General features: G+C 67.0%; 23 protein-coding genes. 20 read left to right on the forward strand and 3 right to left on the reverse strand.

Going from position 1 to position 26,798, the window contains the following annotated elements; genetic code table 11:
- Positions 1-212: 212 nt before the first annotated feature.
- The 7 genes from AC1C2N_RS01970 (at position 213) to AC1C2N_RS02000 (ending at position 8,976) form a co-directional block, all read left to right on the forward strand.
- On the forward strand, positions 213-1,592 hold the full coding sequence (locus AC1C2N_RS01970) for a glycosyltransferase family 4 protein (RefSeq protein WP_495432648.1): 1,380 nt from the start codon (positions 213-215) through the stop codon (positions 1,590-1,592).
- A complete protein-coding gene (locus tag AC1C2N_RS01975) occupies positions 1,576-2,580 on the forward strand; it encodes a glycosyltransferase family 2 protein (RefSeq protein ID WP_495432649.1) in 1,005 nt (334 codons plus the stop codon). Before AC1C2N_RS01970 ends, AC1C2N_RS01975 begins: the two co-directional genes overlap by 17 nt.
- Positions 2,570-3,931, forward strand: a complete 1,362-nt coding sequence (locus AC1C2N_RS01980; RefSeq protein WP_495432650.1) for a wax ester/triacylglycerol synthase domain-containing protein — start codon at positions 2,570-2,572, stop codon at positions 3,929-3,931. Before AC1C2N_RS01975 ends, AC1C2N_RS01980 begins: the two co-directional genes overlap by 11 nt.
- Positions 3,932-3,944: 13 nt before the next feature.
- Positions 3,945-4,541: an acyltransferase gene (locus AC1C2N_RS01985; RefSeq protein ID WP_495432651.1), complete on the forward strand. Its 597-nt coding sequence runs from the start codon at positions 3,945-3,947 to the stop codon at positions 4,539-4,541.
- Complete coding sequence (locus tag AC1C2N_RS01990; RefSeq protein ID WP_495432653.1) at positions 4,538-6,766, forward strand: glycosyltransferase; 2,229 nt, start codon at positions 4,538-4,540, stop codon at positions 6,764-6,766. The genes AC1C2N_RS01985 and AC1C2N_RS01990 overlap by 4 nt, the downstream gene beginning before the upstream one ends.
- A gap of 16 nt (positions 6,767-6,782) precedes the next feature.
- Positions 6,783-8,288 carry a S8 family serine peptidase gene (locus AC1C2N_RS01995; protein WP_495432654.1) on the forward strand — a complete coding sequence of 502 codons (1,506 nt, stop codon included), beginning with the start codon at positions 6,783-6,785 and terminating at the stop codon, positions 8,286-8,288.
- A 67-nt stretch (positions 8,289-8,355) separates the two neighbouring features.
- Positions 8,356-8,976, forward strand: a complete 621-nt coding sequence (locus AC1C2N_RS02000; protein ID WP_483405355.1) for a thymidine kinase — start codon at positions 8,356-8,358, stop codon at positions 8,974-8,976.
- A 100-nt stretch (positions 8,977-9,076) separates the two neighbouring features.
- On the opposite strand, the gene AC1C2N_RS02005 is transcribed toward AC1C2N_RS02000, so the two are convergent.
- Positions 9,077-9,994 (reverse strand): DUF808 domain-containing protein, encoded by a 918-nt coding sequence (locus AC1C2N_RS02005; RefSeq protein WP_483405356.1) that lies wholly within the window; start codon positions 9,992-9,994, stop codon positions 9,077-9,079.
- 214 nt (positions 9,995-10,208) lie between these two features.
- On the opposite strand from AC1C2N_RS02005, the gene AC1C2N_RS02010 reads away from it, so the two are divergent.
- The 9 genes from AC1C2N_RS02010 to AC1C2N_RS02050 all read left to right on the forward strand — a co-directional run bounded on the left by AC1C2N_RS02010 (position 10,209) and on the right by AC1C2N_RS02050 (position 19,816).
- Positions 10,209-10,763 carry a hypothetical protein gene (locus tag AC1C2N_RS02010; protein WP_495432655.1) on the forward strand — a complete coding sequence of 185 codons (555 nt, stop codon included), beginning with the start codon at positions 10,209-10,211 and terminating at the stop codon, positions 10,761-10,763.
- 121 nt (positions 10,764-10,884) lie between these two features.
- Positions 10,885-11,871, forward strand: coding sequence for a siderophore-interacting protein (locus AC1C2N_RS02015; protein ID WP_495432656.1), 987 nt, complete (start codon positions 10,885-10,887; stop codon positions 11,869-11,871).
- Between the two features lie 113 nt (positions 11,872-11,984).
- Positions 11,985-13,019, forward strand: a complete 1,035-nt coding sequence (locus AC1C2N_RS02020; RefSeq protein ID WP_483405359.1) for an iron-siderophore ABC transporter substrate-binding protein — start codon at positions 11,985-11,987, stop codon at positions 13,017-13,019.
- 18 nt (positions 13,020-13,037) lie between these two features.
- Positions 13,038-14,072, forward strand: coding sequence for a FecCD family ABC transporter permease (locus AC1C2N_RS02025; RefSeq protein ID WP_483405360.1), 1,035 nt, complete (start codon positions 13,038-13,040; stop codon positions 14,070-14,072).
- 595 nt (positions 14,073-14,667) lie between these two features.
- The gene (locus AC1C2N_RS02030) at positions 14,668-15,747 is read left to right on the forward strand and encodes a FecCD family ABC transporter permease (RefSeq protein ID WP_495432657.1); all 1,080 of its coding nucleotides are present in this window, start codon (positions 14,668-14,670) and stop codon (positions 15,745-15,747) included.
- A gap of 70 nt (positions 15,748-15,817) precedes the next feature.
- Entirely contained in the window at positions 15,818-16,642 is an 825-nt protein-coding gene (locus AC1C2N_RS02035) for an ABC transporter ATP-binding protein (protein ID WP_495432658.1), read from the forward strand.
- A 97-nt stretch (positions 16,643-16,739) separates the two neighbouring features.
- Complete coding sequence (locus tag AC1C2N_RS02040; protein WP_495432659.1) at positions 16,740-18,113, forward strand: hypothetical protein; 1,374 nt, start codon at positions 16,740-16,742, stop codon at positions 18,111-18,113.
- Positions 18,114-18,576: 463 nt separating this feature from the next.
- On the forward strand, positions 18,577-19,140 hold the full coding sequence (locus AC1C2N_RS02045) for a hypothetical protein (RefSeq protein ID WP_495432660.1): 564 nt from the start codon (positions 18,577-18,579) through the stop codon (positions 19,138-19,140).
- Positions 19,141-19,231: 91 nt separating this feature from the next.
- The gene (locus tag AC1C2N_RS02050) at positions 19,232-19,816 is read left to right on the forward strand and encodes a hypothetical protein (RefSeq protein ID WP_495432661.1); all 585 of its coding nucleotides are present in this window, start codon (positions 19,232-19,234) and stop codon (positions 19,814-19,816) included.
- A 72-nt stretch (positions 19,817-19,888) separates the two neighbouring features.
- On the opposite strand, the gene AC1C2N_RS02055 is transcribed toward AC1C2N_RS02050, so the two are convergent.
- Positions 19,889-20,914, reverse strand: a complete 1,026-nt coding sequence (locus tag AC1C2N_RS02055) for an ABC transporter ATP-binding protein (RefSeq protein ID WP_495432662.1) — start codon at positions 20,912-20,914, stop codon at positions 19,889-19,891.
- Positions 20,911-21,921: an ABC transporter ATP-binding protein gene (locus tag AC1C2N_RS02060; protein ID WP_495432663.1), complete on the reverse strand. Its 1,011-nt coding sequence runs from the start codon at positions 21,919-21,921 to the stop codon at positions 20,911-20,913. The genes AC1C2N_RS02055 and AC1C2N_RS02060 overlap by 4 nt, the downstream gene beginning before the upstream one ends.
- A gap of 177 nt (positions 21,922-22,098) precedes the next feature.
- On the opposite strand from AC1C2N_RS02060, the gene AC1C2N_RS02065 reads away from it, so the two are divergent.
- From AC1C2N_RS02065 to AC1C2N_RS02080, 4 genes are read left to right on the forward strand one after another with little or no spacing between them, the layout of a single operon-like run.
- On the forward strand, positions 22,099-23,307 hold the full coding sequence (locus AC1C2N_RS02065) for a dipeptidase (RefSeq protein ID WP_483405368.1): 1,209 nt from the start codon (positions 22,099-22,101) through the stop codon (positions 23,305-23,307).
- Positions 23,307-24,911 (forward strand): ABC transporter substrate-binding protein, encoded by a 1,605-nt coding sequence (locus AC1C2N_RS02070; protein WP_495432664.1) that lies wholly within the window; start codon positions 23,307-23,309, stop codon positions 24,909-24,911. Before AC1C2N_RS02065 ends, AC1C2N_RS02070 begins: the two co-directional genes overlap by 1 nt.
- Before the next feature lie 17 nt (positions 24,912-24,928).
- Positions 24,929-25,891, forward strand: coding sequence for an ABC transporter permease (locus tag AC1C2N_RS02075; RefSeq protein WP_108962439.1), 963 nt, complete (start codon positions 24,929-24,931; stop codon positions 25,889-25,891).
- Positions 25,888-26,793 carry an ABC transporter permease gene (locus AC1C2N_RS02080; RefSeq protein ID WP_483405370.1) on the forward strand — a complete coding sequence of 302 codons (906 nt, stop codon included), beginning with the start codon at positions 25,888-25,890 and terminating at the stop codon, positions 26,791-26,793. The genes AC1C2N_RS02075 and AC1C2N_RS02080 overlap by 4 nt, the downstream gene beginning before the upstream one ends.
- Positions 26,794-26,798 lie beyond the last annotated feature (5 nt).

Here is a 26,798-nt window from a genome sequence, read left to right on the forward strand (position 1 = left end):
TGGGACACGGATGTCCCGCGGGTGGGCGAACCGCTGTGTCCTCTTCCATCGTGGACGCGCGTTGTAAAATTGAGGAACCCTCAGTATTACGAGTATATTAACAATCGATCGGCCACGGTCAAACACGCCATCAGTGCTTGTAAATTTCGTGACAGATACTCACGTCCCCTCCTGGGATGCGAAGAGCGCACCTGGCCCGAGCGGGGAGGAACATGACGAGGCAGACCGATGGTCAGCGCCCCGCGCCGCAACGCGGTGGTGACGCGCTCCGCGTGCTGTACAGCTTCCCGCACGCCATCGGCAGCCAGGGCATCGGTGAAACCGCGTGGAATCAGGTAAATGAACTCATTCGTGCCGGGCACCACGTCACCCTCGTGACCGCGAGCGTAGCCCGTCCCATTCTCCGGTTGACGGCGCTCGAGCAGACCCTCATCGTCGGTGGGCGGCGCGTACCGCACCGGGCAATCGGTCGAATGCGGGCGTTCGGATGGCACGATCTTCTTGCCGCGCGCCTGTTGCAGCGCGGAACCTTCGACGCCGTCCACGCCTGGCCGCTGGCATCCTCCCGTACCCTGCACGCCGCACGCGCCAAGGGCGTCGCCGGACTCCGGGAGGTGCCGAACACGCACACGGCACACGCCTACGACGTCGTTGGACGCGAATACGCGAGACTCGGCCTCTCCGTGCCGAACGGCTGGTCGCACCAGTTCGACGGTGAGCGGCTCGTCATCGAAGACCGCGAGTACGCCGCGGCACACGGGTTGCTCGTGCCGTCGGATGCCGTCGCAGACACCTTTCTGTCCAGGGGATTCGACGCATCGCGGCTTGTGCGCCACCGTTACGGGTTCGATCCCGCCACGATCCGGGTTCCGGCCCGTGACGAGACGGCGAGGCCATTCACCGCGGTCTTCCTCGGCAGGTGCGAACCCCGCAAGGGGCTCCACTACGCGCTCGACGCGTGGCTTTCCTCGAGGGCAAGCGAGTCGGGGAAGTTCCTCATCTACGGCGACTTTGTACCGGGTTATCGGGAGCTGCTCGCGCAACGACTGGCTCACCCATCGGTTGAGGTGAGGGGGTTCACCGACCGGCCGGCCAGGGCGTACGCGCAGGCGGATGTTCTGTTGTTGCCGTCGGTCGAGGAGGGCAGCGCGCTCGTCACCTACGAGGCGCAGGGCGCCGGGGTGATTCCGCTGGTCTCGCAGGCGAGCGGTGCGGTGGTTCAGCACGCGGTCAATGGGCTGATCCACCCGGCAGGCGACGTGAGCGCGCTCGGCTCACAGATCGACCTCGTCTATGGCAGCCAGCGCTGGCGCCGAGCGCTCCGTAGTGGCGTCCTCTCCCAGGCGCCGAGCCTCACCTGGCAGGCCGCGAACGCTGTGCTCGTCGACGGCTACCGTCGGGTGATCGACGGGCTCCGCCCCGGCGGAGATCGCGGCAGGCCCTCGGAACTTCACCCGGGAACGGGCGAATACCCCGACCTCGATGAGGGATTCACGAACACCCGTGAGGCGACCGGAACCGTGCCATGTGCACGATCGGGATCCCCGTGGCTGCCGAGTCGAGGGGGCAGGGTGCATGGTGCTTCCGGCTGACGTCACTCTCGTTATCTGCTCGCGTCAACGCCCCGAACTGCTGAGGGACGCGCTCGTCTCCATCGCGGCCGCGACGCCGCCCGATGTCGATGTTCTCGTTGTCGATTCCGGATCGACGACGGATGCCACGGGGCAGGTGGCAGCGGATGCCGGCGTTCGCAGCGTGCGCACCGACGTGAAGGGGCTGAGCATCGCCCGCAACCTGGGCCTCGAGGCATCCGATCGCGAAATCGTGGTCTACACGGATGACGACTGCGTTGCGACCCCCGGCTGGATCGACGCCATGCTGCACCATTTCGATACACCAGACATCGGAGTCGTGACCGGGCGCATGCTCGATCACACCAAGGTGGGATCGGACGAGGTGTATCGCCACAAGCTCGAGTTCTCTGACGTCGCCGGCGGTCTCGACGCGGGGCACGGTGCGCTGATGGCCTTTCGGCGGGCGTCGATTCTCGCGATCGGCGGCTTCGACGACGTCCTGGGCGCAGGGAGGGATCTCGCCGGAGCTGAGGATCTCGACGCGTTCTGCCGGATGATCGATGCGGGCTGGAAGGTCGTGCACGAGCCGGAGAGCGTCGTGCACCATACCTTCACCCGGGTGGGGGAGAACTATCGGGAGCTGCTTCACGGCTACGGCCTCGGCATGGGCGCGCTCGTCAACAAGTGGCTGAGGCTCGACAGTGCGGTGGGCCTCGTGATGCTGCCCACTGTCCTCTCCCGCCAGCTCAGGAAGGCTGCTCGGGCGTTCCCGCGGAACCGGGCGAGAGCGAGGGCCGAACTGGCGATGTTCACCGGCATTCTGCGCGGGTTCGCCCTGGCGTCGCGCCTTCCGCTCGACGGGAAGCTCTTCGTCGACACCACCCGTCCAGAGCCGATCGTGCTGCCGGATGCCGTCGCCGACGGCGGGCGCACGGACCGCTCCGTCGCGACCTCCACCGGTGTCGCCGCGTCGACCTCAGCGCAAGGAGAGATCGATGGCTCCTGACGTTATCGTGCAACCCCTGAGGGTGCTCGACGAGAAATTTCTCGTCAACGAGGTGGCGTTCCGCCTGGCTCGGCCTGCCCTCACCATGATTCTCGACGGGGCCGGGCTGCGGCGAGACGACGGCACCATCGATGCCGATCTCGTTCGCGCGATCGTCGCCGAGCGAATTCCGGCGGAGCCGGCCATGCTGCAGCGGTTGATGCGTGTGGCGTTCGGCCTCGCCACCCCGGCGTGGGTGCCGGCGGGGAGCGTCGACCTCAACTGGCACGTCACGATCCTGCCGGGGACGCACCCGAGCGGACCGGACGCGAGCCTCCTCGCGGGTGCCGCCAACAGGCTCGACCTCTCCCGGCCGCTCTGGTCGTTCACGGTCGCCGACCTCGACGACGGCACGATCGCGATCGTCGGGGTCATCCACCACAGTGTCGGCGATGGAATCCAGGGCGTGCGCATGGTCTCGAGCCTGCTCGCCGACCAACCGGCAATGCCCGCCGGTGTGCGGGACGCGGACGGCACGGTATCCGGTACCGTCGTCGGCCGGGCGCCCCGAACGCAACTCGAACTGGTGAGGGGACACTACGCCGCCTGGCGGTCCCAGCATGCAACGGTGGGCGATGCGTGGCGTGACTTCCGCCGCAAGCCGGTCGCCAAACGGCTCAAACGCACCGCCGGACGCCTGACCCGCCCGCTCAAGAATCTCTACCTGGTGCGGTCGGGACGGGCGGAGCAACTCATCCCGCCACGGCAGTTCCGTATGTTCGTGGTGCCAGCCCCGGTCGTGAAGACGCTGGCATCCCGGTTCGGAGTGTCACCGACCGCGCTCACGGTTTCCGCCGCGTTCTGCGCGCTCGCCGCCGTCGAACCGGAGCGGGAGGGCTATGCGCTGTCCGTGCCGTTGTCGCTCCAACGGGAGGCCTCCGCACGAAACCACATCTCGATGGTGAGGATTGACGTGGGCGAGGTGACGGATTTCGCCGGTGTCGTGGCATCCGTCTCCGACTCCCTCAGCTCGGCGGTGAGGACACCGGGGAGCACCGGCAGGACCACCGCGATGTCGCCAGTCGATGAGGCCGGGTACGCGTCCCACCTGCCGATGCACCCGCGCCGCCAGTACTTCGGCCCGGCGGAGGTGACGTCGATCACCCTCTGGCCGGTTCTCGACCTCGACGACCGGATGGCGGTATTCACCACGAGTTACGCCGCGAGCTTTGCCGTCGCCGTTGTGACGACGGCGGCAACAGACATCGATCGGGTGACGGATGCCCTGGCTCGCGTCTTCGATCCGTCCGAGGTTCCAGCCGGGGCGTCAGTTCCCGTCGAACGAACAGAGGTGGTGCCAGGTGGCGTCTAAGGGAATACGTGGTGTGTTGCGGTCCGTACTCGACCCGCGGACCGCGCTGCATCTCATCAGGGTTGCGCATTTTTACGGGTACAGCCATGTGCAGCAGGTGCGGAAGCTGAACCGGGGAGACGCCGTGTCGTTCGCCCCGACCGTGTCGTTCCGCAACGCTGAGCGCATCTTCCTGGGTTCCGGCACGCACATCGGCGAGGGCAGCGTGATCTGGGCGGGCAACTCCCGGTCGCGCGTGATCCTCGGGGAGAAGTGCCTGCTTGCGCCGCACGTGACGATCACCGCGTCGAACTACGGCATCGTCGAGGGAACGCCGGTGATGGACCAGGCGAAAATCGAGAAGGACATCGTGATCGGGCCGGGCGCCTGGCTCGGCGCGAACGTTGTCGTCACGGCCGGCGTCACCATCGGCGCTGGCGCGATCGTCGGCGCTGGCGCGATCGTCACACGTGATCTTCCGGCGAACTGCATCGCGGGAGGCGTTCCGGCGAAAGTGCTCGGGCACCGTCCCCGGTCGGATGAGCGTGAAGCGACGGATGTCGTCCAGCCGGGAGGCGAATCGGCGCCAGCACGCCACGCCCTCAGCGCGGACCGGGCGGGGATCTCATGACCGGCCAGCCGACGGTCTCCGTCATCATCGTGAACTACAACACCCGTGATGCCACGCTCGAGTGCATCGAATCGGTCTTCGCTGAAACCGTCGCAGCGACCGGGGCAGACCCTGCTCTTCCACCCCCGCTCGACGGGCTCACGGTGATTGTCGTCGACAACGGCTCCGTTGACGGCAGCGCTGATGTGATCAGGGAGCGGTTTCCCGCAACGGTCGTCATCGAAGCGGGGGAGAACCTGGGTTTCGCCCGCGGCGTCAACCGCGGAGTCGCCGCGTCGACGGACGACTACGTGTTGCTGCTCAACCCCGATACCGTCGTTCTTCCGGGCTCCCTTCGCACGCTCGTGTCGTTCGCCGTCGAGCATCCGGAGTACGGACTTTTCGGCGGGCGCACACTCCGAACGGATGGGGTCGTCGACCCGAGTTCCTGCTGGGGGGAGCCGACCCTGTGGTCGCTGACCTCGTTTGCGCTCGGCCTGTCGACGGCGTTCAAGCACTCGCTGCTGTTCGATCCGGAATCGCTCGGGACGTGGAAGCGTGACAGCGTTCGCGAAGTGCCCATCGTCACCGGGTGTCTCGCCCTGATCCTCAGGGAGAAGTTCCTGGCGATCGGCGGGATGGACGAACGGTTCTTCCTCTACGGCGAAGACGCCGAGTTCTCGGTGCGCGCACGCCGGGCGGGCCTCCGCCCGGTGATCGTCCCGACGGCCGTCATCGTGCACGACGTCGGCGGGTCGACCGGCGACTCCGGCCGAAAAATGAGCCTCGTCATGGCGGGCAAAGCGACACTGCTGCGCACCTCCTGGACGCCGGCCCGCGCTCGGGCTGGAATCGCGCTGCTGCAGGTCGGGGCCCTCGTTCGCGGAGCGCTCGAGGTAGTGAGCCGGAGCCCCAAACGCACCTGGCTCACCGTGTGGCGGTCGCGGGCGAAATGGCGCCAGGGCTACCCGGAGGCCGAGGCGACGCTGTTCGGACGGACACCGCAGGACAAAGGCGGGGGAATGTCCGATACCGCGCCCGCTGGCACGCCCGCTGGCGCACCTCCTGGCACGGCCCGGTCCCGGTGGCGCGCCGACCGTCCGCTGCGGGTTGAAGCTGAACCCGCGTTCCGGACTCGGCACGCCAACCCGTACAACGCGGCGCTCTACTCGGCCATGTCACCGGACGATGCCGAGGTGCGCGATCTCAGCTACCTGCGTCTGCTGGTCGGCAGGACCGACATCGTGCACCTGCACTGGCCCGATCTCACCTTCCTTTCCGGTCCCCGCCGGTGGCGGCAGGTCGCCAGGCTCGTGCTCTTCTTCACTTTTCTCCGGGTCGCGCGGTTGCGTGGCACCAAGCTGGTCTGGACCGTGCACAACGTGTCGTCGCACGAGAGCCGGTCCACCCCGCGTATCCGCGCCTGGTACTCGAGGCTGCTGGTCCGGAACGTCGACGGGATCATCGCCCTGACGAGCGAGGGCATCAGCGCGGCGAGGAACGGCTACCCCGAACTCGGGCGCGTTCCGGCGTTCGTCACACCGCACGGGCACTACCGCGACAGCTACGGCCTGTCGGCGACCCGGGAAGACGCCCGCGCGGCGCTCGGTCTCCTGCCGCCCGAGTCCATCGACGCCACCGTGTTGCTCAGTGTCGGTCAGATCCGGCACTACAAGAACGTGCCGCATCTCGTCGACGTGTTCTCCCGCCGCGGTGTCCGGGTTCTGGCCGGCGCGGAGTCCGACGCCAGCCAGAGGGAGATCCTCGCGATCGCGGGGAAACCGGCGGATGACGCGTTGCGGGCCGCGATCACGGCATCCGCCTCGAACGACGTGGTTCTCGACCTCGCGTTCCTCCCGGACGACCGCCTTGCGACCTGGCTGCGCGCCGCCGATGTGGTTGTGCTGCCGTACTCGAAGATTCAGAACTCGGGTTCGGCGATTCTCGCGCTCAGTGCGGACCGACCGGTCGTTGTTCCCGCGCTCGGGGGGATGGCTGAGCTGCGGGACCAGGTCGGCGCCGACTGGGTCTACACCTTTGAGGGCGAGCTCACCGCCGACGTGCTCGACGATGTCGTTCTCTGGCTGCGTAACACCGACCGCGGCGAGAGCCCTGACCTCTCAGCCCTGGACTGGTCCACCGTTGCCGGCCAGACCGTCGCGGCCTATCGCTCGGTGCGGGGCGCATCCGCCCGGCACCGCCCACTCACCCGATTCGGCCCACCCGCCGAACACCACCCTCACTGACGAAGGACCAGCTCTCATGTCACGTTCACAACCGGCTGGAGGTACCAGGTCGCGCCGTGCGGCATCCGTTGCCATCGGCATTCTTGCGCTCAGCATCCCACTCACCGTCGCTACGCCCGCGTGGGGTGCTGAGACGATCCCTTCCGTGATCGCGTCGCACGAGGCGGACAAGCCACCCGTCTCGGCGGGGTCGGCGAACCGGCCGTGGGATGGTCCGGCCGTCGCCGTGATCGACAGCGGTGTGAGCGTGCATACCGACCTCAACGTCGCCGCGCAGATCAACTGCACGGGGTCGGGAACGGCGGCCGATGCCAACGGCCACGGAACAGGCGTGTCCGGGTTCATCGGCGCCATCGACGACGACAAGGGGATCGTCGGTGTCGCTCCCGGGGTGCCGATCTACTCGATCCGGATTCTCGACGCGAAGAACAGGGGGACGCCCGAGATGTTCGTCTGCGCGACCAACTGGCTGAAGGCGAACGCGGCGCGGTACAACATCCGGGTGGCGAACCTCAGCATCGGGTTCCCTGGTTCGGATGACGGCAACTGCGGCCGCACCAACAACGACGTTGCACACCAGGAGATCTGCGACCTTACCGCGGCGGGGATTGTCGTGGTCGCCGGTGCCGGCAACAGCGCAACCGACCTCGCATCGACCATCCCCGCCGCGTACGACGAGGTGCTTGCGGCGACAAACGTCGTGAATTACGACGGCAAGCCCGGCGGCCTCGGCTCACCTCCCTGCTCGGGAGTGACCGCGCCCGACGACAAACCGGCCTCGAAGAGCAACTACGCCGTCTCCACCGCAGACAGGGCGCACACGATAGCGGCCAACGGCACCTGCCCGTATACGACGAAGAAGGGCAACGGATACGACTTCATCCAGTCGGGCACGAGCATGTCGAGCGCAGCGGTGACCGGCGTTGTGCTCAATTGCCTCAGGCCCGGCGGCGCCTGTGTCGGAAAGTCAGTGCCTGAGGTGCGACAGACGGTCATCGCACAGGCGCGGGCCGCCGCGGTCAATCGTGGGCGGGTATTCGCCGGCGATCCGCTGAGCCAGGTGGGCAACAAGTATTTCGGATACTTCGCATCGACAGTGCCCGCCGGATCTGTGCCGACACCGACGCCAAGCCCAACACCCACGCCGACACCGACACCGACACCGACCCCAACCCCGACGCCGAGTCCGACACCCACGCCGACGCCGAGTCCGACGCCCACGCCGACGCCGGACACGACCAAACCCTCCGTGACCATCACGTCGCCGGCATCCGGTGCGACGGTCTCGGGCACGGTTCTCGTCAGGGCGCAGGCCAGTGACAACGTCCGCGTGACGGGCGTCACCTTCTGGGTCGGGACGGTGCGGGTGGCGACCGGAGTGCAGGTCGCCCCCGGCATCTGGGAAGCCACGATCTCCTCGGGAGCGTACGCCAACGGAAGCTACAAGGCGACGGCGAGGGCAACGGATGCTGCCGGTAATGTCGGTGTCAGTCCGGCCCTGTCGTTCCGGGTGGTGAACTGACGCAGACCACCCGCCCGCCCCACGGCATCCGGGACCGTCGCCGACCTCTCGCCGCTAAACTGAGGCCGTGGCAAAACTCTACTTCCGGTACGGCGCGATGAACTCGGGCAAAAGCACGGCTCTCCTTCAGGCGGCGTTCAACTACGAAGAGCGCGGCCACCAGGTCCTCCTCGCCAAGCCCGCCGTCGACACCAAGGGCAACAACAACATTGAGAGCCGGCTCGGCGTCGCCCGCCCCGTCGACTTCATCATCGAACCGGATGCTGACGCGTACGCCCTGTTCGCGCTGCACCGGGCGCGCGCGCTGGCCGAGTCGGCCACCGACATTTCCTGCCTGCTCGTCGACGAGGCACAGTTCCTCAGCGACGCACAGGTGGACGATCTCCTCCGCATTGCGCTGCTCGAGGGGATACCGGTGATGGCTTACGGCATCCGTACCGACTTTCTGACCATGGCGTTTCCTGGCAGCCGCCGCCTGCTCGAGGTCGCACACAGCCTCGAGGAGCTCAAGACGATCTGCCGCTGTGGCCGCAAGGCGATCTTCAACGGCCGACGGGTCGGTGACCGGTTCATCTTCTCGGGTGACCAGGTTGCGATCGACGGCGTTGAGGTGGAGTACGAGTCGCTCTGCGGTGCGTGCTACCTGCAGGAGTCCGGCGGAAAGCTCGCCCCGCGCCCGTCACGGTAACGCGCGAGCCGGTTTTCGCGCCACAAAGTGTTCGTGGGCCGTGCACCGGATCAGCGGTGCACGGCCCACGCGTCTGTCTGAGACCGCGGTCGACCGAGAGCTAGACGTGAACGCTCGACGGCGACTGTGCGCCGCTGTTGAACCGCGGCTCCTTGCCCCGAAGTCGACCGATCAGCAGGATCAGGCCGACAATGACCAGGCCAAGCACGAGGCCGGCGATGAAGGAGACGAGGGTGTCGCCGAGCCAGACGACCACGGCGCCGAGGGGTGCGAGGGCATGCTCGATGCCGTGGATGAAGTCACCGATGAGGGGGACGCCAACCTCGCTGAGGTTCTCGAGGATCAGGTGGCCTCCGACCCAGAGCATCGCGACGGTCCCGACGATGCTGATGATGCGGAACACGGCGGGCATCGAGCGGACGATCCGGACACCGGTGTGCCTGACGCGCTTGTCCTGGTTCTTCACCATGCTCAAGCCGATGTCGTCGATCTTCACCAGCAGGGCAACGGCGCCGTAGACGACGGCGGTCATCATGAGCGCAATCACGGCGAGGACGCCGAGGGTCGCCCAGATACCCATGTCGGGGTCGAGGCTCGCGAGCGAGATCAGCATGATCTCGGTGGAGAGGATCAGGTCGGTGCGAACAGCGCCGCCGACCAGCTTCTTCTCATCGCGCGCACCCTCGTCGGCATGGCCGTGGTGCAGGCCGAACCACTCGAGCACCTTCTCAGCGCCTTCAAAGCAGAGGTATGCGCCGCCGATGATCAGCAGATACGGCAGGACCCAGGGCGCGAACGCCGTCAGCAGGAGGGCGATCGGGATGATGATGATGAACTTGTTCCGCAGGGACCCAAGCGCGATCTTCCCGACGACCGGCAGCTCTCGCGCCGGCGTGAGTCCCTGCACGTACTGGGGGGTCACGGCGGCGTCATCGATCACAACGCCGGCCGTTTTTGCTGACGCCTTGAGTGCGGCGGTCAGAATGTCATCGACGACGGCGAGCAAGCCTACCGACATGGGTCTCCTTCGAATGGTGGGAGGACAACTCTACCGACCGTTATCCGGCGTTTCCTGCAAGGGCAGGGGGCTCCCGCACCGCCGCCTCTGTGTGATAGCGGCGACAGCGTCGCGCGTGGGCAGAGGAATCGCCGCGGTGTGTCAAGTCCCTGCCGGCGTCCTCTTTCTCGGCGTAACTTCCCTCGGACATTTCACCTTCGAAGGAGACACTTCCATGCCAAGTCGCAACACTGTAGTCCGCAGCATGCACGACATCGGCCTCGCCGCGTGGTTCGGCGGGTCGCTGATGGGGGCCGTCGGCCTCAACGGCGCCACGGCGAAAGCCAGTTCATCGGCCGAGGGCCTGAAGCTCGCTTCCATTGGCTGGGCACGTTGGGCTCCCGTCGAGATCGCCGCGATAGTGATGCACGGCATCGGCGGCATCGGTCTCATCGGCGGGAACAAGGAACGCCTCAAGAACCAGGAGGAGAGCCGGACCAACACGGCGGTGAAGCTGGGAATCACGATTGCCGCGGGTGCGGCATCCGTGATCTCCGGGATTCTGGGCGGCATTATCGCGAAGCACGCAGACGAGGGCGCCGAGGGGATCACCGAACCGGCGCCGGAGGCATCCGACAGCCTGCAGACCGCGCAGCGGGTGCAGAAGGTATTGCAGTGGGTGACGCCGGCCCTCACGCTCGTGATGATCGTGCTCGGTGCCCAGCAGGGGGAGCAGCAGCGACCGGTGAAGGGTCTTTACGAGACGACCGCGAGGATGTTCCGGCGCTAGGCGTCGCGGGGCGCTCAGGTCGTCGGGCGTGGCGGGGGACTCATCGCTCGCCACGCCCGGGGCTACCTCGACGTCGAATAAAGCTGGACACTACATAGGTTAGGCATGCCATACTTAGGCAATGCTTACCACCACGGATGTCCCGGTCGCCGCGTCGGCCCGTGTCGCACCTTCACGGGTGCGGACCAGCGCGACGACGGCGGCGGGTGGCGTCCCGGTGCGCGCGGTGAAGCCGGCCGCGCGCCCGTATGCCGTCACCGTCACCGGCATCGAGGAACTCACGCCAACGTTCCGCCGGGTGACGTTCACCGGGGCGGAACTCCACGAGTTCGGCACTGACGGCCTCGACCAGAGGGTCAAGGTCATGCTGCCTCTCCCCGGGATCGGTTTCACCCCGCTGGACGCGAACAACTGGTACGGCGCCTGGCGCGAACTGCCCGACGAGAAGCGCAACCCGCTCCGTACATACACGGTCCGCGCCGTTCGCCCCGAACTCCGCGAGATCGACATCGACTTCGTCGCGCACGGCGATTCAGGTCCGGCCTCCCGCTGGGTCACTCACGCCCAGCCCGGTGACGAGCTCATCGTCGTCGGCCCCACCGTGCGTACAGACGGACTGGTTTCCGGCGTCGAATGGAAGCCCGGCGACGCCACGAGCGTCCTGCTTGCCGGTGATGAGACCGCCGCGCCCGCCATCTGCTCGATCGTCTCGTCGCTTCCGCGCGACGCCAGGGGTTGTGCCTTCATCGAGGTGCCGACGATTGCGGATGCTCTCCCGATCGACGCCCCCGACGGCATCCACGTGACCTGGCTGGCCCGCGGCGACGCTGCCCACGGTTCGGCACTCGACCCGGCCGTCCGGGCCTGGACCGACAACTTCATTACAGACGGTCACCGGGGCGAACGCCTCGCCGATGTCGACATCGACAACGGGATCCTCTGGGAAGTCCCTGATCCGGCAAGCCACTCCGGTGGACTGTACGCCTGGCTCGCCGGTGAAGCCGGCGTGATCAAGACACTCCGCCGGTTCCTGGTCTCCGAGACCGGACTCGACAGGCACCAGGTCGCCTTCATGGGCTACTGGCGCGTCGGGCGGGCCGAAAGCTAACCACAGCTGACCAGCGCGCAGCGCCCACTCAGCTCCATCAACCCCCTTTCCTGACGGTCCTGCCGCACGGCATCCGTCTCGATTCCACCCGCATCTTTCGAAAGGAAACACCGATGCGCACCACCCCATTCACGCGAGGCGCAGCCGTTCTCGCAGCGGCAACCGCGAGCGTGCTTGTACTCTCCGGCTGTGCGACAGGCGGAGACGAGAAGAAGGATGCCACGGCATCCGACAGTTCAGCCTTCCCCGTCACGATTGAAAGCGCGCTCGGCGACGCTGTCATCGAAAGCGCACCAGAGAACGTGGTCACCATCGGCTGGGGTTCCGCCGACACGGCAATCGCTCTCGGCACGACACCGGTGGGTGTCGAGGCCGCTACCTGGGGTGGCGACGAGGACCTGTACTTCCCGTGGGTTCGTGAAGCGATCGAGGAAAAGGGCGACGAGCTGCCGGCGACGTTCAACGTCTACCCGGAGATCGACGTCGAGGCAGTGCTCGAACTCGCTCCCGACCTGATTCTCGCGCCGCAGTCCGGCATCTCCGAGGACGAGTTCGCGACGCTCAGTGAGATCGCTCCTGTCGTGGCATACCCGGACGCCGCGTGGCGCACCACCTGGGATGAGCAGATCGAGATCATCGGCAAGGCGCTCGGCAAGAGCGACGAGGCAGCCGACCTCATCACCGGTATCGAAGACGACATCGCCGAGGCCGCAGCCGAGCACCCCGAGTTCGCCGACGTGAGCTTCGCCTACGTCTACACCGCTGAGCCCGGCGCACTCTCGCTCTACCAGGCGGGCGACTCGCGCGTCGACCTCATCTCGGGCCTCGGCCTGACGATGGACGAGACGGTCGCCGAGGTTCCGCTCACGGAGGGCAGCTTCAGCTCCACCGTCGGCCTCGAACGCGCCGACCTGCTCGACAACGTCGACGTGCTCTTCACCTGGTTCAACGACGAGGAGAACCAGAAGCTCATCGAGGCGCAGCCGCTCTTCGCGCAGATTCCCGCCTTCCAGAGCGGCGCCTACGTGCCGAGCGTCGACAACCAGCTGGGCATGGCGTCGAGCATGATCACGCCGCTGAGCGTGCCGTGGGCTCTCGACAAGTACATTCCCTTCATTGAGGATGCTGTCACCAAGGTCGCCAAGTAACCTCACGTTGCTCCTGAGATGACCGCGACGGTTGCGCCGACGAGCGCCGGGCTGACCCCCGGCGCTCGTCGGCGTACACCGAAGCTCGCGACCGGGCTGGTCATCGCTCTCGTCGCGCTCGTGCTCATCGCCATGCTGAGCCTCGCCGTCGGCAACAAGTACGTTCCGCTGCCCGACGTCTGGGACGCCCTGTTCGCGCCGGGCGACACCTACGCAGACACCGTCGTCGCCAGCCGGATTCCGCGCACGATCCTCGGTTTGCTCGTCGGCGCCGCTCTCGCGGTTGCCGGCGGTGTGATGCAGGGGCTCACCCGCAACCCGCTCGCGGACCCCGGGCTGTTCGGCGTCAACACCGGTGCCGCAGCCGCCATCGTCACCGCGACAGCGCTCGGTGTGAGCGGTGCGATGAGCGTGTGGATCGCTCTGCCGGGCGCGTTCATCGCCGTCGTCATCGTCTACCTCATCGGCACCGGCCGCGGCCGGGGGACACCGGTACGGCTCGTGCTCGCCGGAGTGGTCGTGTCGAGCGTGCTGGCCGCGTACATCCAGGCGGTGTCGCTCAGCCTCCCCCGGGTATTCGACACGTACCGCTTCTGGGTGATCGGCTCGCTCGCCGGTCGCGATCCCGATGTCATTTTGGATGTCCTGCCGTTCATCGTCGTCGGGCTCGTTCTCGCGATCGCACTGTGCGGCTCGCTCAACGCGCTTGCGCTCGGTGATGACACGGCGCGGGCGCTCGGCGCCCACGTTGGGCGGACCCGGCTCCTCGGCGCTGTCGCGACGACGCTGCTGTGCGCGGCGGCGACCGCCGCGGTCGGCCCGATCTCGTTCGTCGGACTCGCCGTGCCGCACATCGTCCGCAGCTTCACGGGGGCCGACCACCGCTGGCTGTTGCCGTACTGCCTCGTCGCCGGCCCAGCGCTGCTGCTCGCCGCCGACATCCTCGGCCGCATCATCGTCAGTCCTGCCGAGTTGATGGTCGGCGTGATTACCGCGTTCGTCGGCGGGCCGATCCTGCTGCTCGCGGTGCGCCGGATGAAGGCCGCCGTATGACCGGGGCGTGGGCGGACGGTCGCCGCGACGCTTCGGCTTTAGGTGACACTTCGGGTGGGTCGCGGGGCGCAGCACCCGCAGCAAGTGTCACTCGAGCCAGCGCTGTGAGCGGGGCCCGGGTTTTAGGTGACACTTCGGGTGGGTCGCGGGGCGCAGCACCCGCAGCAAGTGTCACTCGAGCCGTCACCCGAGCGGATGCCGCACGCATCGCCAAGGTCACCGCCCCGGCGCGCCCGACCAGCGCCGCGCGCAGGGCCAGGGCTTCGGGTGACACTTCGGGTGGGTCTTGGGGCGCGACACCCGCCGCAAGTGTCACTCGAGCCAGCGCCGCGCGCGGGGCCCGGTCTTCGGGTGACACTTCGTGTGGGTCGCGGGGCGCGACACCCGCAGCAACTGTCACTCGAGCCAGCGCTGTGAGCGGGGCCCGGGTTTTAGGTGACACTTCGGGTGGGTCGTGGGGCGCGACACCCGCGACAAGTGTCACTCGAGCCGTCACCCGAGCGGATGCCCCAACCGCGGCAACCGCCACCCGAGCGGATGCCGCACCCCGCGCAGGCGCCACCGCCCCGGCGCGCCCGCACGCGGAGGTGACCGCATGACCGGGGCGTCGCTCACCGGTGAGGCACGGGTCGCGACCCGCAGCACGCCCTTGCCGGTGCTCCGGGTGGGCACCTGGCTGAGCCTCGCGGTGCGGCCGCGCTCTCTCGCGCTTGGCGGCATCCTGATCGTGGCGATTCTCGTCACCGGGCTGCTCACGCTCACCCTCGGCAAACTCGGGATCGCGTTCGGCGACCTCGTGCCGACGTTGCTCGGCGAGGGTGAGCGTCGCGATGAGGTCGTGCTCACCGCATTCCGCGGGCCACGGCTGATCGTCGGAATCGCCGCAGGCGCAGCCCTCGCCGTTTCGGGCGCGCTGTTCCAGACCGTCACGCGCAACCCGCTCGGCAGCCCCGACGTGATCGGACTCACCGCGGGCGCCTCCGCGGGCGCCGCCGCCTTCGGCCTGCTCTGGCAAGGCATCCTGCCGCTGCCCGTCGGCGCCCTCGTCGGTGCCTTCGCCGCGATGGCCCTCGTCTTCTTCGGCACAGGCACCGGCTTCTCCTCACCCTCGAGGATGCTCCTGATCGGCATCGGCGTCTCCGCCATGTCGCTCGCGTTCGTGCAATGGGTGCTTGTCCGTGCCGGCCGTGAGCAGGCGACGGTGCTCGCCACCTACCTCAACGGCAGCCTCGCAGCCCGCGACTGGGACCACGCCGCGACCATCTGGGTCGCCATCGTCGTGCTGATTCCGTGCGCGCTTTTGCTCAGCCGCCGACTGCAGCTGGTCGAGATGGGCGATGAGCAGGCGGATGCCCTCGGCGCACGTTCCACCTCTGCGAGAGCGCTGTCGATCCTGGTCGCCATCGGCCTCGCGACAGCGGCGGTCAGTGTCGCAGGACCGATCTCCTTCATTGCACTGGTCGCTCCGCAGATCGCCAGGCGGCTCAGCCGCAGCGCCGGCCCGAACATTCTCGCGAGCGCGCTCATGGGCGCGTTCCTGCTGAGTCTCGCCGACCTGCTGACGCAGCAGCTGCCCATCCCCGTGACCCTGCCGGTCGGGGTGCTCACGGCGGTTCTCGGCGGTATCTATCTCGGCTACCTGCTGGTGGCACAGTGGCGGAAGGGAACGATCTGATGCGGATGCTGGTGCGTCGTGCTGAGAGAGAATCCGGACAGATTGCAAACGTGGACAAGGGGACAGGCTGATGGCATCCGCTGCACTGATTAACGCGCGGGAGGGCGAAAGCCGACTTGCCGCGCGCAACCTGCGCCTCGCGTACGACAAGCGGGTCGTCGTCGAGGATCTCTCGATCGACCTGCCCGACGGCGGGTTCACGATCATCGTCGGGCCGAACGCCTGTGGAAAGTCGACGCTGCTCAAGGCGCTGGCGAGGACACTGGCTCCGGAGTCAGGCACGGTGTTGCTCGGCGGCAAGCCGATTACCTCGTATCGGAGCAAGGCCGTCGCGCGCGAACTCGCGATGCTGCCGCAGAGCCCGATCGCGCCGGAGGCGATCACCGTGCGCGACCTCGTCGGGCGCGGGCGCTACCCGCACCAGGGGTTGCTTCAGCAGTGGTCGCACGCCGACGAGCGTGCCGTGGCCGATGCGCTCGACTCGACAGGGTGTGCCGACCTGGCGGAGCGCTACGTATCCGAGCTCTCCGGCGGACAGCGGCAGCGGGTCTGGATCGCGATGGTGCTTGCCCAGCAAGCCGAACTGCTGCTGCTCGATGAGCCGACGACGTTCCTCGACATCGCGCACCAGTACGAGGTGCTCGAGCTGTGCGCGGCGCTCCACAGCGAGGGACGCACCCTCGTCGCCGTGCTGCACGATCTGAACCAGGCCGCCCGGTACGCCACCAATCTCGTGGTGATGAAGGACGGCGGCATTGTGGCATCCGGCGATCCCGGCGAGATCCTGACGGCGGAGCTCGTGCACGACGTGTTCGGTCTCTCCTGTGTCATCATCGCCGACCCGGTGACAGGCACCCCCATGGTGGTGCCACAGGCGGGACACGCTCAGGCGTAACCCCCGGACCGGTGTCTGCCCGGCCGGTTCCGGTCGCGGTAGTCTGGCTCGGTGAGCGCACCTCGGCGTCGCTCGCGCTCGACGGGGGAGGGGACCGGTGACCGGCATATTCGATGGCGACAGGCCACAGCCTGCACGCGGCGAACCACGGCAGACCTCGCGCGGAGAAGCGCAGCGACCGCTCGCGGGCGACGCGGCGGCATTCGCGCGACCGCTCGAACCCCGGCTTCCGTCGACGCTCGCCACCAGGGAGGCCCGTCGCGCGAACGCCGAACTCAGCCCGACGCGGCCGCACGGAGTGACCGGAAAGAAGCCAAAGCCGGCCAGGCCGGCGAAGGCTCCGAAGCAGGCTCGGCCGGGGAAGGCGTCGAGAGCGTCCGCCGCCGTGGCGTCTCCGAAACCGTCCAGGTCCGGGAAAGCGTCCGGGCCCGGGAAAGCGTCGAGGCCCGCCGCTGGGACCGGGACCGGCGCCGGTAAGCGGCCCACGGGCAGGAAGAGCCGCGGGCCCGGCCGGTTCGACGGGAACCGCGCGTTGACCGTGAGCGTCGCGAGCCTCGCCGTCCTCTCGCTGATCGTGGTCGGCATCCTGCTGTGGACGAAGAACCAGAACCCGACTCTCGAGCGATCGATGTTCGAGGCATACCAGTCCCAGCAGCGCGAGCTGGATTCGATTGCCGGCGCTGCGGCATCCGATATCGAATCGTTCGCCGAACTCCATGGCGAGGCTTCCGCTCTCAACGCGGCGGCCACAACCGCCCTGACCGCCGTGACGGGATTCGCGGACGAGCCAGCGCGACTCACCGCCGAGACGGCCCGGGTTGCGTTCGAGTCGAGCATCGCAGCCCAGTCGCCGACGCGGCAGGCCGGTGACACCGACGCCGATGCCGACGAGGCACTCGACGCCGAATCGAGTGTGGAGGACCTGGCCCGCGGCATCAACACGCTCAACGCCGAGGCCTTGCTTCTCGAGTCAGAGGCCGAGACCGCTGCCACGGCGCTCACGAGCCTCACCACAGCCCGCGACACGTTCGTCGCGGCGATGATCGCCTTCGGTTCGACCATTCCCGAGGCCGCCGACGGCGTCATCGACGCGAATGCGGATGCTGATTCCGCCCTCGCGGATGCCGTCACCACGGCCGTCACCGCATTGACCGCGGCGCTGGAAGCCGGGCAACCCGGTGTGGCGGAGCTGCAGGCGTACGCGAACGCGGCGACCGCGCTGCAGGCCGAGCAGGTTCGTCTCGATTCGGAGGCGGTGACCGAGGAGGTGGAACCGGACGCCGAGGTTGATGCCGAACCCACTCCTCGCGTCGCCCCGCGAACGCCGAGCCGCCCCCGGTCGACGACGCCTCCCGTAACTCCGCCGCCCGCAACCGCGCCACCGGTCGACGACACGACCCCTCCCGCTGACGAGGGTGGGACCGGCGGGGACCCAGACCCAGACCCGGACCCGGGCGAACCACAAGCCTGACCGGGCGGCATCCCCGCTTATACCACCACCAGCGCAATCAATCAACGGTGCTCGACCGGGGCGATCGAGGAGTAAGCAGGGGTAACAGGCGCAGGTTGGGGGTGGATGTCATGGACCGGTCACGTTCCTCCGCATTCATCGATCTGATGCCTGCTCGCTTCGACGGGTCGCGCGGCATACGTGGTCTGTCCTGGCGGGGTGGCATCCAATTCGGCCAGAGCGGATGAGAGGAACAGGCTGCTCGGCGGAGTGGTTGATGGCGTGATATTCCACCGTTGACGCTCCGCTGGGCGGCGGCGACGGGACGGCATCCGTTGCGCTTTCGTGTGTATCGTGCGGGGCGTCGTATGGATTCCGTGAGAGTCGATGTCTGCCGCCCCGGCGCGGGCTACTACTGAGTCATGACCACTTTTACCGGCCCGTTAACCCTGCCAATCGAACACCCCGCCGCTGCAGTCGTCGCATGACCCTCACCTCGATTCTGCCGACCCTGCGGCGGTCCATTCCCGACCCGCTGAGGGTCGACGCCTGGCCGCAGCACACCAGCGCAACCGTCACCGACCTTACGGTCGCCGGGGTGTCGATGGTCCGCCTCGTCGAACTCTGCCAGACGCCCTGCGTGCACACCGGGGTTGCTGTGCTTCCCGGCACGAACGGTAAGGCCAACCCGAAACGGGATGCCGCCGTGATCGTCGTGCGCGTCACCGCAGTCCTGACGAACTGGGACGCAGAACGCGTTGTGCTTATCGACGCCTGCCTCGATTCGGTCCCCGTCCTGTGGGCGGAGATGCGGCTGATCGGCCGGGTGTCGACCGTGAAGGATGCCTCGGCTGTGGTGCTGGCCGGTGAGGCGCACCAGAGTCCCGGCCTTGGCCGCAGAGTGATCACACTGCCCGGGGACCTCCGGGAAGGCGACCTGCTCGCTGTGCCGTGCGCTGGCATCCTGACCCGTCGTGACATCCGTCCGGTCGAGGGGGCCGAGGCGGAGTTCGGTGACCGGCCGGACTGGTTGACGGCGCTGGAATGAGCGGGCGGGCGGCATTGATGGCGTGGGCAGCGTTGACGGGGCGGGCGACGACGGGCTGGGGCGTGGATGGGGACGGGCAGGGGTGACACTCATGCAGAGCATCTCAGCGAGCTGGAGCCTCGCCCGTCGATCGGCCGTGCTCGCGTGCTGGCCCGAGGGCACAGTTCATACCGCGACGGATGTGATCGTCAACAGGTCGTCCCTCGTCCACGCAGCGGCGTCAGCTCCCACGCCGCTCGTGCGGATCGGAGCGGCAGGAGGGTGGGGGCCAGCACCGGGAACGCCCCAACGCTTTGTCACGGTGCTGCTCACCCGGGTCGAGCAGATCGATCTGACCCTCGGTAACCGGCGACTCGCGATTCGGGTCGACGCTGACCTCGATCGGTGTCACCCGAACTTCGGGGCAGCTCGCCTGCTCGGCCGAGAGACCGCGGTGCGCCGACGGCGTGTGGCCGTGTATTCCGCTTCGTCTGTCGAACTCGGATGCGTTCGACTTCCGGTCGACCTCGACGTTGGCGACCTGCTCGCCCTGCCGTGTGACGGAGCAATCCCCCTGAGCGATCTTCGGCATACCGCCTTCTCCACTGACGAGACCTTTTCCAGAGACACGTCAGACCAGGAGCGGCGGCTTCGTCCGGGAGACGAAGATCCTGGCGTGCCTCCCTGCCTGAAGTGATACCGGTCACCGGGGAAACCTGCAGGCCGGCACCGTGGGGGAGCACTGACTACCGGCCTGCAGGTGCGACCATTACAGCTCGGCGGCCTGCTCAGCGTGGTGGCAGGCGACCGCCCGGTCCGCCCCGTGGGGGAAGACGCGGCGTTCCGGGTATTCGACGCGGCACTCGTCGGTCGCGAGCCAGCAGCGCGGGTTGAACCGGCAGCCGGTGGGCGGGTTGAGTGGCGATGGGGGCTCGCCGCCGAGCACGCGGCGTCGGCCAAGTCGACCGCGTTCGGCCCGATCGACGGTGGGTGAGGCGGAGAGCAGGGCCTGCGTGTACGGGTGCGCCGGGTTGTCGTAGACGGCCGTCGTCTCACCGTTCTCGACGATCCGCCCGAGGTACATGACGGCGACCTGGTCGGCAATGTGCCGCACAACCGAGAGGTCGTGCGCGATGAAGAGTATTGAGACGCCGAGGCGCTTCTGCAGGTCGCGGAGGAGGTTGATCACCTGCGCCTGGACCGAAACGTCGAGGGCAGACACAGGCTCATCGCAGACCAGCACCTCGGGATCGAGGGCGAGTGCCCGGGCGATCCCGATCCGCTGGCGCTGGCCGCCGGAGAACTGGTGCGGGTAGCGACCCATCATCTGCGGCGAGAGACCCACCATTTCGAGCAGCTCTGCCACCCGGGCGCGACGCTCAGCCGCTGTGCCGGTTCGGGTCGCTGCGAGCGGCTCGGCGATGAGATCGGCCACGGTCATTCGCGGGTCGAGCGACGTGTAGGGATCCTGGAAGATCATCTGCACCCCACGGCGCAGGAGACGGCGATCACGGGCCCGGCCGGCGGTGACATCCTCACCGTGGTAGGACAGGGTGCCTGAGTCCGGGCGTTCGAGGCCGACAAGCATGCGGGCGAGGGTTGATTTGCCGCAACCCGATTCGCCGACGATGCCGAGGGTTTCTCCCGCGCGGAGCGTGAGGCTTACCCGGTCGACCGCGGAGACGGTCTTCGGTTTGAGCCTCGACCCGCCGGTGAAGGTGCGGACGAGGTCGCGCGCTTCGAGCACGACCTTCGCTTCGGTGCGGGTGGGGCCGAGTGTGAGCGGTGTGGTCATGAGATGGCTCCGGTGAGGACCTCGTGTGCGCGGTGGCACGCAGCCTGGCGCTCAGGCGCAACGAGCTCGAGTGGGGGGCGTTCCGTCCGGCAGATATCGATGGCGAACTGGCAGCGGGTGTGGAAGGAGCAGCCCGGCGGAACCTGGCCGGGGCTGGGTGGCGAGCCGGGAATTGTCAGCAACTCGCCACCCCGGAGGCTCGCCTGCGGCACAGACCTGAGCAGGGCGCGGGTATACGGGTGGGCCGGGTTGGCCAGGACCGTGTCTGCGTCGCCGCGCTCGACGATGCGGCCGGCGTACATCACGGCCAGGCGGTCGGCCACCTCGGTCACGACTCCGAGGTCGTGGGTGATCAGAAGGATGCCCATGCCTAGTTGTGACCGGAGTCCGTCGAGCAGCTCGAGGATCTGCGCCTGAACCGTGACGTCGAGAGCGGTGGTTGGTTCGTCAGCGATGAGGAACTCGGGTTCGAGCGCGATGGCCATGGCGATGAGGATGCGCTGGCGCATGCCGCCCGAGAACTGGTGCGGGTAGTCGTTCACCCGGTTCTTCGGGTCGGGGATGCCGACGAGCGCCAACAGCTCTGCGGCCTGTGCGAGAGCATCCTTGCGTTTGGCACCGCGGTGAACCCTGAACAGTTCTCCGATCTGGTCACCGATCGACAGCACGGGGTTGAGCGCAGACAGGGCGTCCTGCAGCACGAGGCTCATCCGCTCGCCGCGAAGGCGTCGCTTCGCGTCGTCGCTGAGGGAGAGGAGGTCGGTAGCGCCGAGTGCCAGGGCGTTCGCCGTGATCGTCGTGTACTCATCGGTGAGGCCCATGAGGGCGCGCGCGGTGACCGACTTGCCTGAGCCGGACTCGCCGAGGAGCGCGACTACTTCGCCGCGCTTGACGTCGAAGCTCACGTCGCGGACGGCGGGAATCGGAGCTTCGCCACCCGTGAAGGTGACGGATAGCCCTGAGACGCGCATGGCGGGCATGGGCTCGGAGGATCGTTCGGTGTTCACAGAAACATCCTTGCACGCAATTCGCGCCGATATGTTTCAAATTCGTAAACATCCTGCCGAAATTATCTATTTGGTTTGACATGGGCACCGATCATCCGCGAGATTGTGATGTATCGCGCCGCCGAAGGCTGGTGCGCACCGCGTACTGCGGTGACGGAACGACGAAGGAGATCACGCGTGCTTGAACCCGCAGAGCGCTACACCGGCTACAAGGCATATGACTACCTCGAGGCAGGCAAGGACTATCGAGAGTTCGCCTACTCGGAGCAGATCGGGCGGGTTCCCGCTTATGCCGGACTCGACCTCAGCGACGCAGAGGAGGAGCGCACGCGGCGCCTGCTCAGTCAGGAGACCGTCATCTCCCTGCATGACCACGTCCAGGTGTTCCCCGAAGACATGACGCAGCTGCGCGACCACATCCGCCAGGGTCGCGAACCAACGGGCTACGAGGGGCTTTCCCGCTCGGGCCTCACCGCCGTCTTCGACAACGGAATGGACGGCACCTGCTGCATCTCGAGCGACGCAGGCTGGAAGTACCAGGACGTGCTCTTCGACCTCGGTGTGCGCATGGCAGACCTCGCTCACCAGGATTTCGTCATCAAGGGCGAGACCGTGAAGGACATCGAGTACGCGGCAGAGACGGGCCGCATCGCCCACATCTTCGCACTCGAGGCAGCCACGATGATCGAGAATGAGGTCGATCGGCTCGACGTCCTCTACGGATTCGGTGTTCGCCAGATGGGCATCGCGTACTCCGAGGCCAACACGCTCGGTTCTGGCCTCAAGGAGCGCGGCGACGGTGGACTCACCTACTTCGGTGAGCGCGCCGTCGAGCGGATGAACAAGCTCGGCATCGCGATCGACGTGTCGCACTCGGGCGACCGCACCTCGGTCGACGTGATCAAGGCATCCACCAAGCCCGTCTTCATCACCCACGCCGGCGCGCGCGCCGTCTGGCCCACCAACCGTATGAAGACCGACGAGACGATCGTCGAGTGCGCCAAGCGTGGCGGAGTGATCGGCCTCGAGGCCGCACCGCACACGACCCTGTCGCCGAAGCACCCCCGTCACTCGCTCGAGTCCGTGATGGACCACTTCGAGTACTGCGTCGACCTGGTTGGCCTCGAGCACGTCAGCTTCGGCCCCGACACCCTCTTCGGTGACCACGTCGGCCTGCACGACGCCTTCAGCTCAAACCTCTCACTCGGTCAGGCCCACGGCACCGTCGAGTACGAAAAGGTCGAGTACGTCGACGGCCTCGAGAACCCCGCTGAGGAGTTCTTCAACATCATTGGCTGGCTCGTGAAGCACGGCTATTCCGACGACGAAATCCGCGCCGTTGTCGGCGGAAACACCCTGCGCGTCCTGAAAGAGGTATGGGTTTAATGTTACGGAAACGACTCGCAGCGGTAGGCATAGTCCTCACCGCCGGGCTCGCACTCAGCGCCTGCGCTCCGAGTGCCCCCGCCGAAACCGAAGCGACGGCCGGCAGCGAAACGCTGACCATCGCGACGACCACTGACGTGGTGAATTTCAATCCGGTCATCGGCAACAGCCGGAGCGACCGCTGGATCACCAGTCTCATGTACCCGAACCTGCTGTCGATCGCGAACGACGGCTCCAAGGAAGCCCACGTCGCGACGGACTGGGGCTACGTCGACGACATGACAGGCTTCTACGAGATTCGTGATGACCTTGAGTGGAGCGACGGCGAGAAGCTCACGGCAGAAGACGTCGCCTGGACTATGAACGCGGTCAAGAAGGACCAGCCGTCAGGCACCTTCTATGGGCAGCTCGCGAACTTCGAGTCGGCCGAAGCGGTGTCAGACACCCGTGTCGAGATCGCCCTCGCGACGAGCGATTCCTCGATCGTTGACGAGATCGGGTTCTGGGGCAACGTCCTGCCGAAGCACATCTTCGAGAAGGCGGATTCCGTCGCGAACTTCCCGAACGACGGATCGGACGGCGGCTGGGTCAGCGCAGGGCCGTACGTCCTCACCGACGTTCAGGTCGGCCAGAGCTACACGATGGAACGCGTGGAGGACTACCCACTCGTCGACGGTGGAACACCGTTCGCGGCGAAGGTCGTGTACCGGGTGTTCCCCGACGTGAACACCGAGATCCTCGCGCTGCAGAGCGGCGAGGTCGATGTGATCGCGAACGCACTGCCGCCAGCGCAGGTCGAGACGCTCCGAAACACCCCGGGCATTGAGGTCGCTGAGTCTGTCGGTCTCGGCTACGCGCACATGACGTACAACATGACCAAGCCGGACCTGGCCAAGCTCGAGGTGCGCCAGGCGCTTGCCCACGCTGTCGATTACGAGACCATCCGCGAGGTCGTACTTCAGGGCCAGGCAGTGTCGACGGGGTCAAGCCCGCTCATGCCCGTGCTCGAGAAGTACTACGACGAGTCGATCGAAGAGTACGAGTTCGACACCGACCTGTCGCGCGAACTGATGGAGAAGGCGGGATACACCGCAGGGGCAGACGGGATGTTCCCGGTCAGCTTCCGGCTCATCTACTCGCTCCAGGACTCGGTCACGAGCCAGTGGGCGACACTGGTGAAGGACAGCGCCGCCGAAGCGGGAATCACCATCGAGCTGCAGGGCACGGAGCGCAACACCTACCTGGCTCAGACGGACGCCGGTGACTTCGACATCTACGCGGGCAACTTCGCCATCATGGACGACCCGGTCACCAACATGGCCCTGTCGTACCTGCGCGACGGAGCGATCAACTACACCTACGTCGATGACCCCGAGCTGAACGAGACCATCATGGCCGCGATGGGAACCACCGATGAGGACACCAAGATCGACCTCATGCGGGATGCCGCGGCGATCGTGAACGAGAACGTGTACGACAACATCATGTACACGCAGAACCTCTACTTCGCCCACAGCGACAAGTGGACGGGCTTCGAGAGCAAACCAAGTGAGCTGCTCTCGATCGTCCATCCCGTGTCGGTCGCAAGCGCCCACCTCAAGTAGAAAGAAAAGGGCCGCGCGTGTCTCTCTCTTCATTCATTGTTCGTCGCCTCGGGCGGGGAATACTCACGATCTGGTTCGCCGTGACCGTGACGTTCCTCCTGCTGCGCCTGCTTCCCGGTGACCCGGCGCTCGCGGTGGCGAGCCCGAACATGACGGAAGAGGCCCGCGCGGCCCTGCTCGTCCAGTACGGCCTTGATCAGCCACTCTTCGTCCAGTACGGGCTGTATCTCTGGCAACTGGTCCAGGGCAACCTCGGTGTATCTTTCACACAGTCAATCCCTGTGCTTGACGTGCTGATGCAGCGGTTGCCCTGGACCCTGCTCCTCACCGGAACTGCCCTCGTCTTCACGGTGATCGTCGGCGTCCCGCTCGGCGTTCTCGCAGCGGCCAAACGAGGCAGGTTCGCAGACCGACTGGTCCAGGTCATCGGGGTCACCGGCCAGTCCCTCTTTGTGCCGAGCGTCGGCGTTCTGCTCCTCTACACCTTCGGTCTCGTGCTCGGCTGGTTCCCGATCGGTGGCGCGTACACGAACGGTACATACGGTGGCGAGTGGTACCTCAGCGTGCTCAGCCACCTGGTGCTTCCCGCCGTCTCGCTCGTTCTCATCCAGCTCGGCTCCTACGTGCTGACCATGCGCTCGACCCTGATCGAAGCCCTCGGCGAGGATTACACCACCCTCGCCCAGGCCAATGGCGTTCCGCCGCGGAGGGTGCTGTGGAAGCACGCCCTTCGCAACGCGCTCCTGCCGACGACCACCCTCATCGGCCTTCAGCTCGGGTTCCTCGTGGGCGGCGCCGTGCTCACCGAGACCGTCTTCGCATACCCAGGCATCGGCCGTGGCATCTTCGAGGCGGTCACCCAACTCGACTTCCCGGTGCTCCAGGGTGCCTTCCTGATGCTGGCGGTCACCGTCGTCGTCATCAACATGATCACCGACATCGTCTACGGACTCCTCGACCCCCGGGTGAAAACAGCATGAGCATAGACAAAGCCGTTGGCGTCCCGATCCCCGACGTCGGCTCCGAACCCGTTGCAACCGAATCCGGCCGCGCCGGTGCTGCCACCTGGCGGGCGTTCCGCAAGGAACCGCTCGGCATCATCGCCGCCGTGGTCATGCTCGTGCTGCTTTTCGTCGCCGTTGCTGCGCCTCTCCTCGCCCCATACCCCGCCAGCTACGGCACCGCGGTGCTCAAACCGCCGAGCGCCGAGAACTGGTTCGGCACCGACCCGCTCGGGCGGGACGTCTTCGGCGAGGTGATCTGGGGTACGCAGCAGAGCCTGCTCGTCGCCGTCGCCGCGAGCGTTATCGCGATCGCCGTAGGAACGCTCGTCGCCGTCATCGGCGCGTACTTCCGTCGCCTCGACGGTGCGATCAGCGTCTTCGTCGACCTGATGCTCTCGCTGCCGGTGCTGCCCCTGATGATCCTCATCGCCGCACTGGTCGGGCCGAGCACGACCACGATCATCCTCGTGGTCGCCGCGTTCAGCTGGCCGGAGGTCACGAGGCTCGTACGCTCGCAGGCACTGACCGTCGTGAACCTGCCGTACATCGACGCGGCCCGGCTCATGACGACCTCGCCGGTCTGGATCATCACGAAACACGTGATCCCCGCCGTGACGCCGGTCATCGTGGTCTCGGTCGTTGTCACGGCGTCACGCGCCGTCCTCTCCGCCGCAGGCCTCGCCTTCCTCGGCCTCGGCGACCCGACCACCTGGTCGTGGGGCCGGATCCTCTACGAAGCACAGCAGTCCGGTGCGATGTCGAGTGCGTGGTGGCTCACCCTCTTCCCCTCGATCGCCATTTTCGCGCTCGTGCTCTCCGCGACGCTGCTCTCGATCGCGTACAACGACGCCCGCAACCCCAAGTCGCGGCGCAGGTAAGGAAA

Source organism: Mycetocola sp. Y791 (assembly GCF_059445325.1).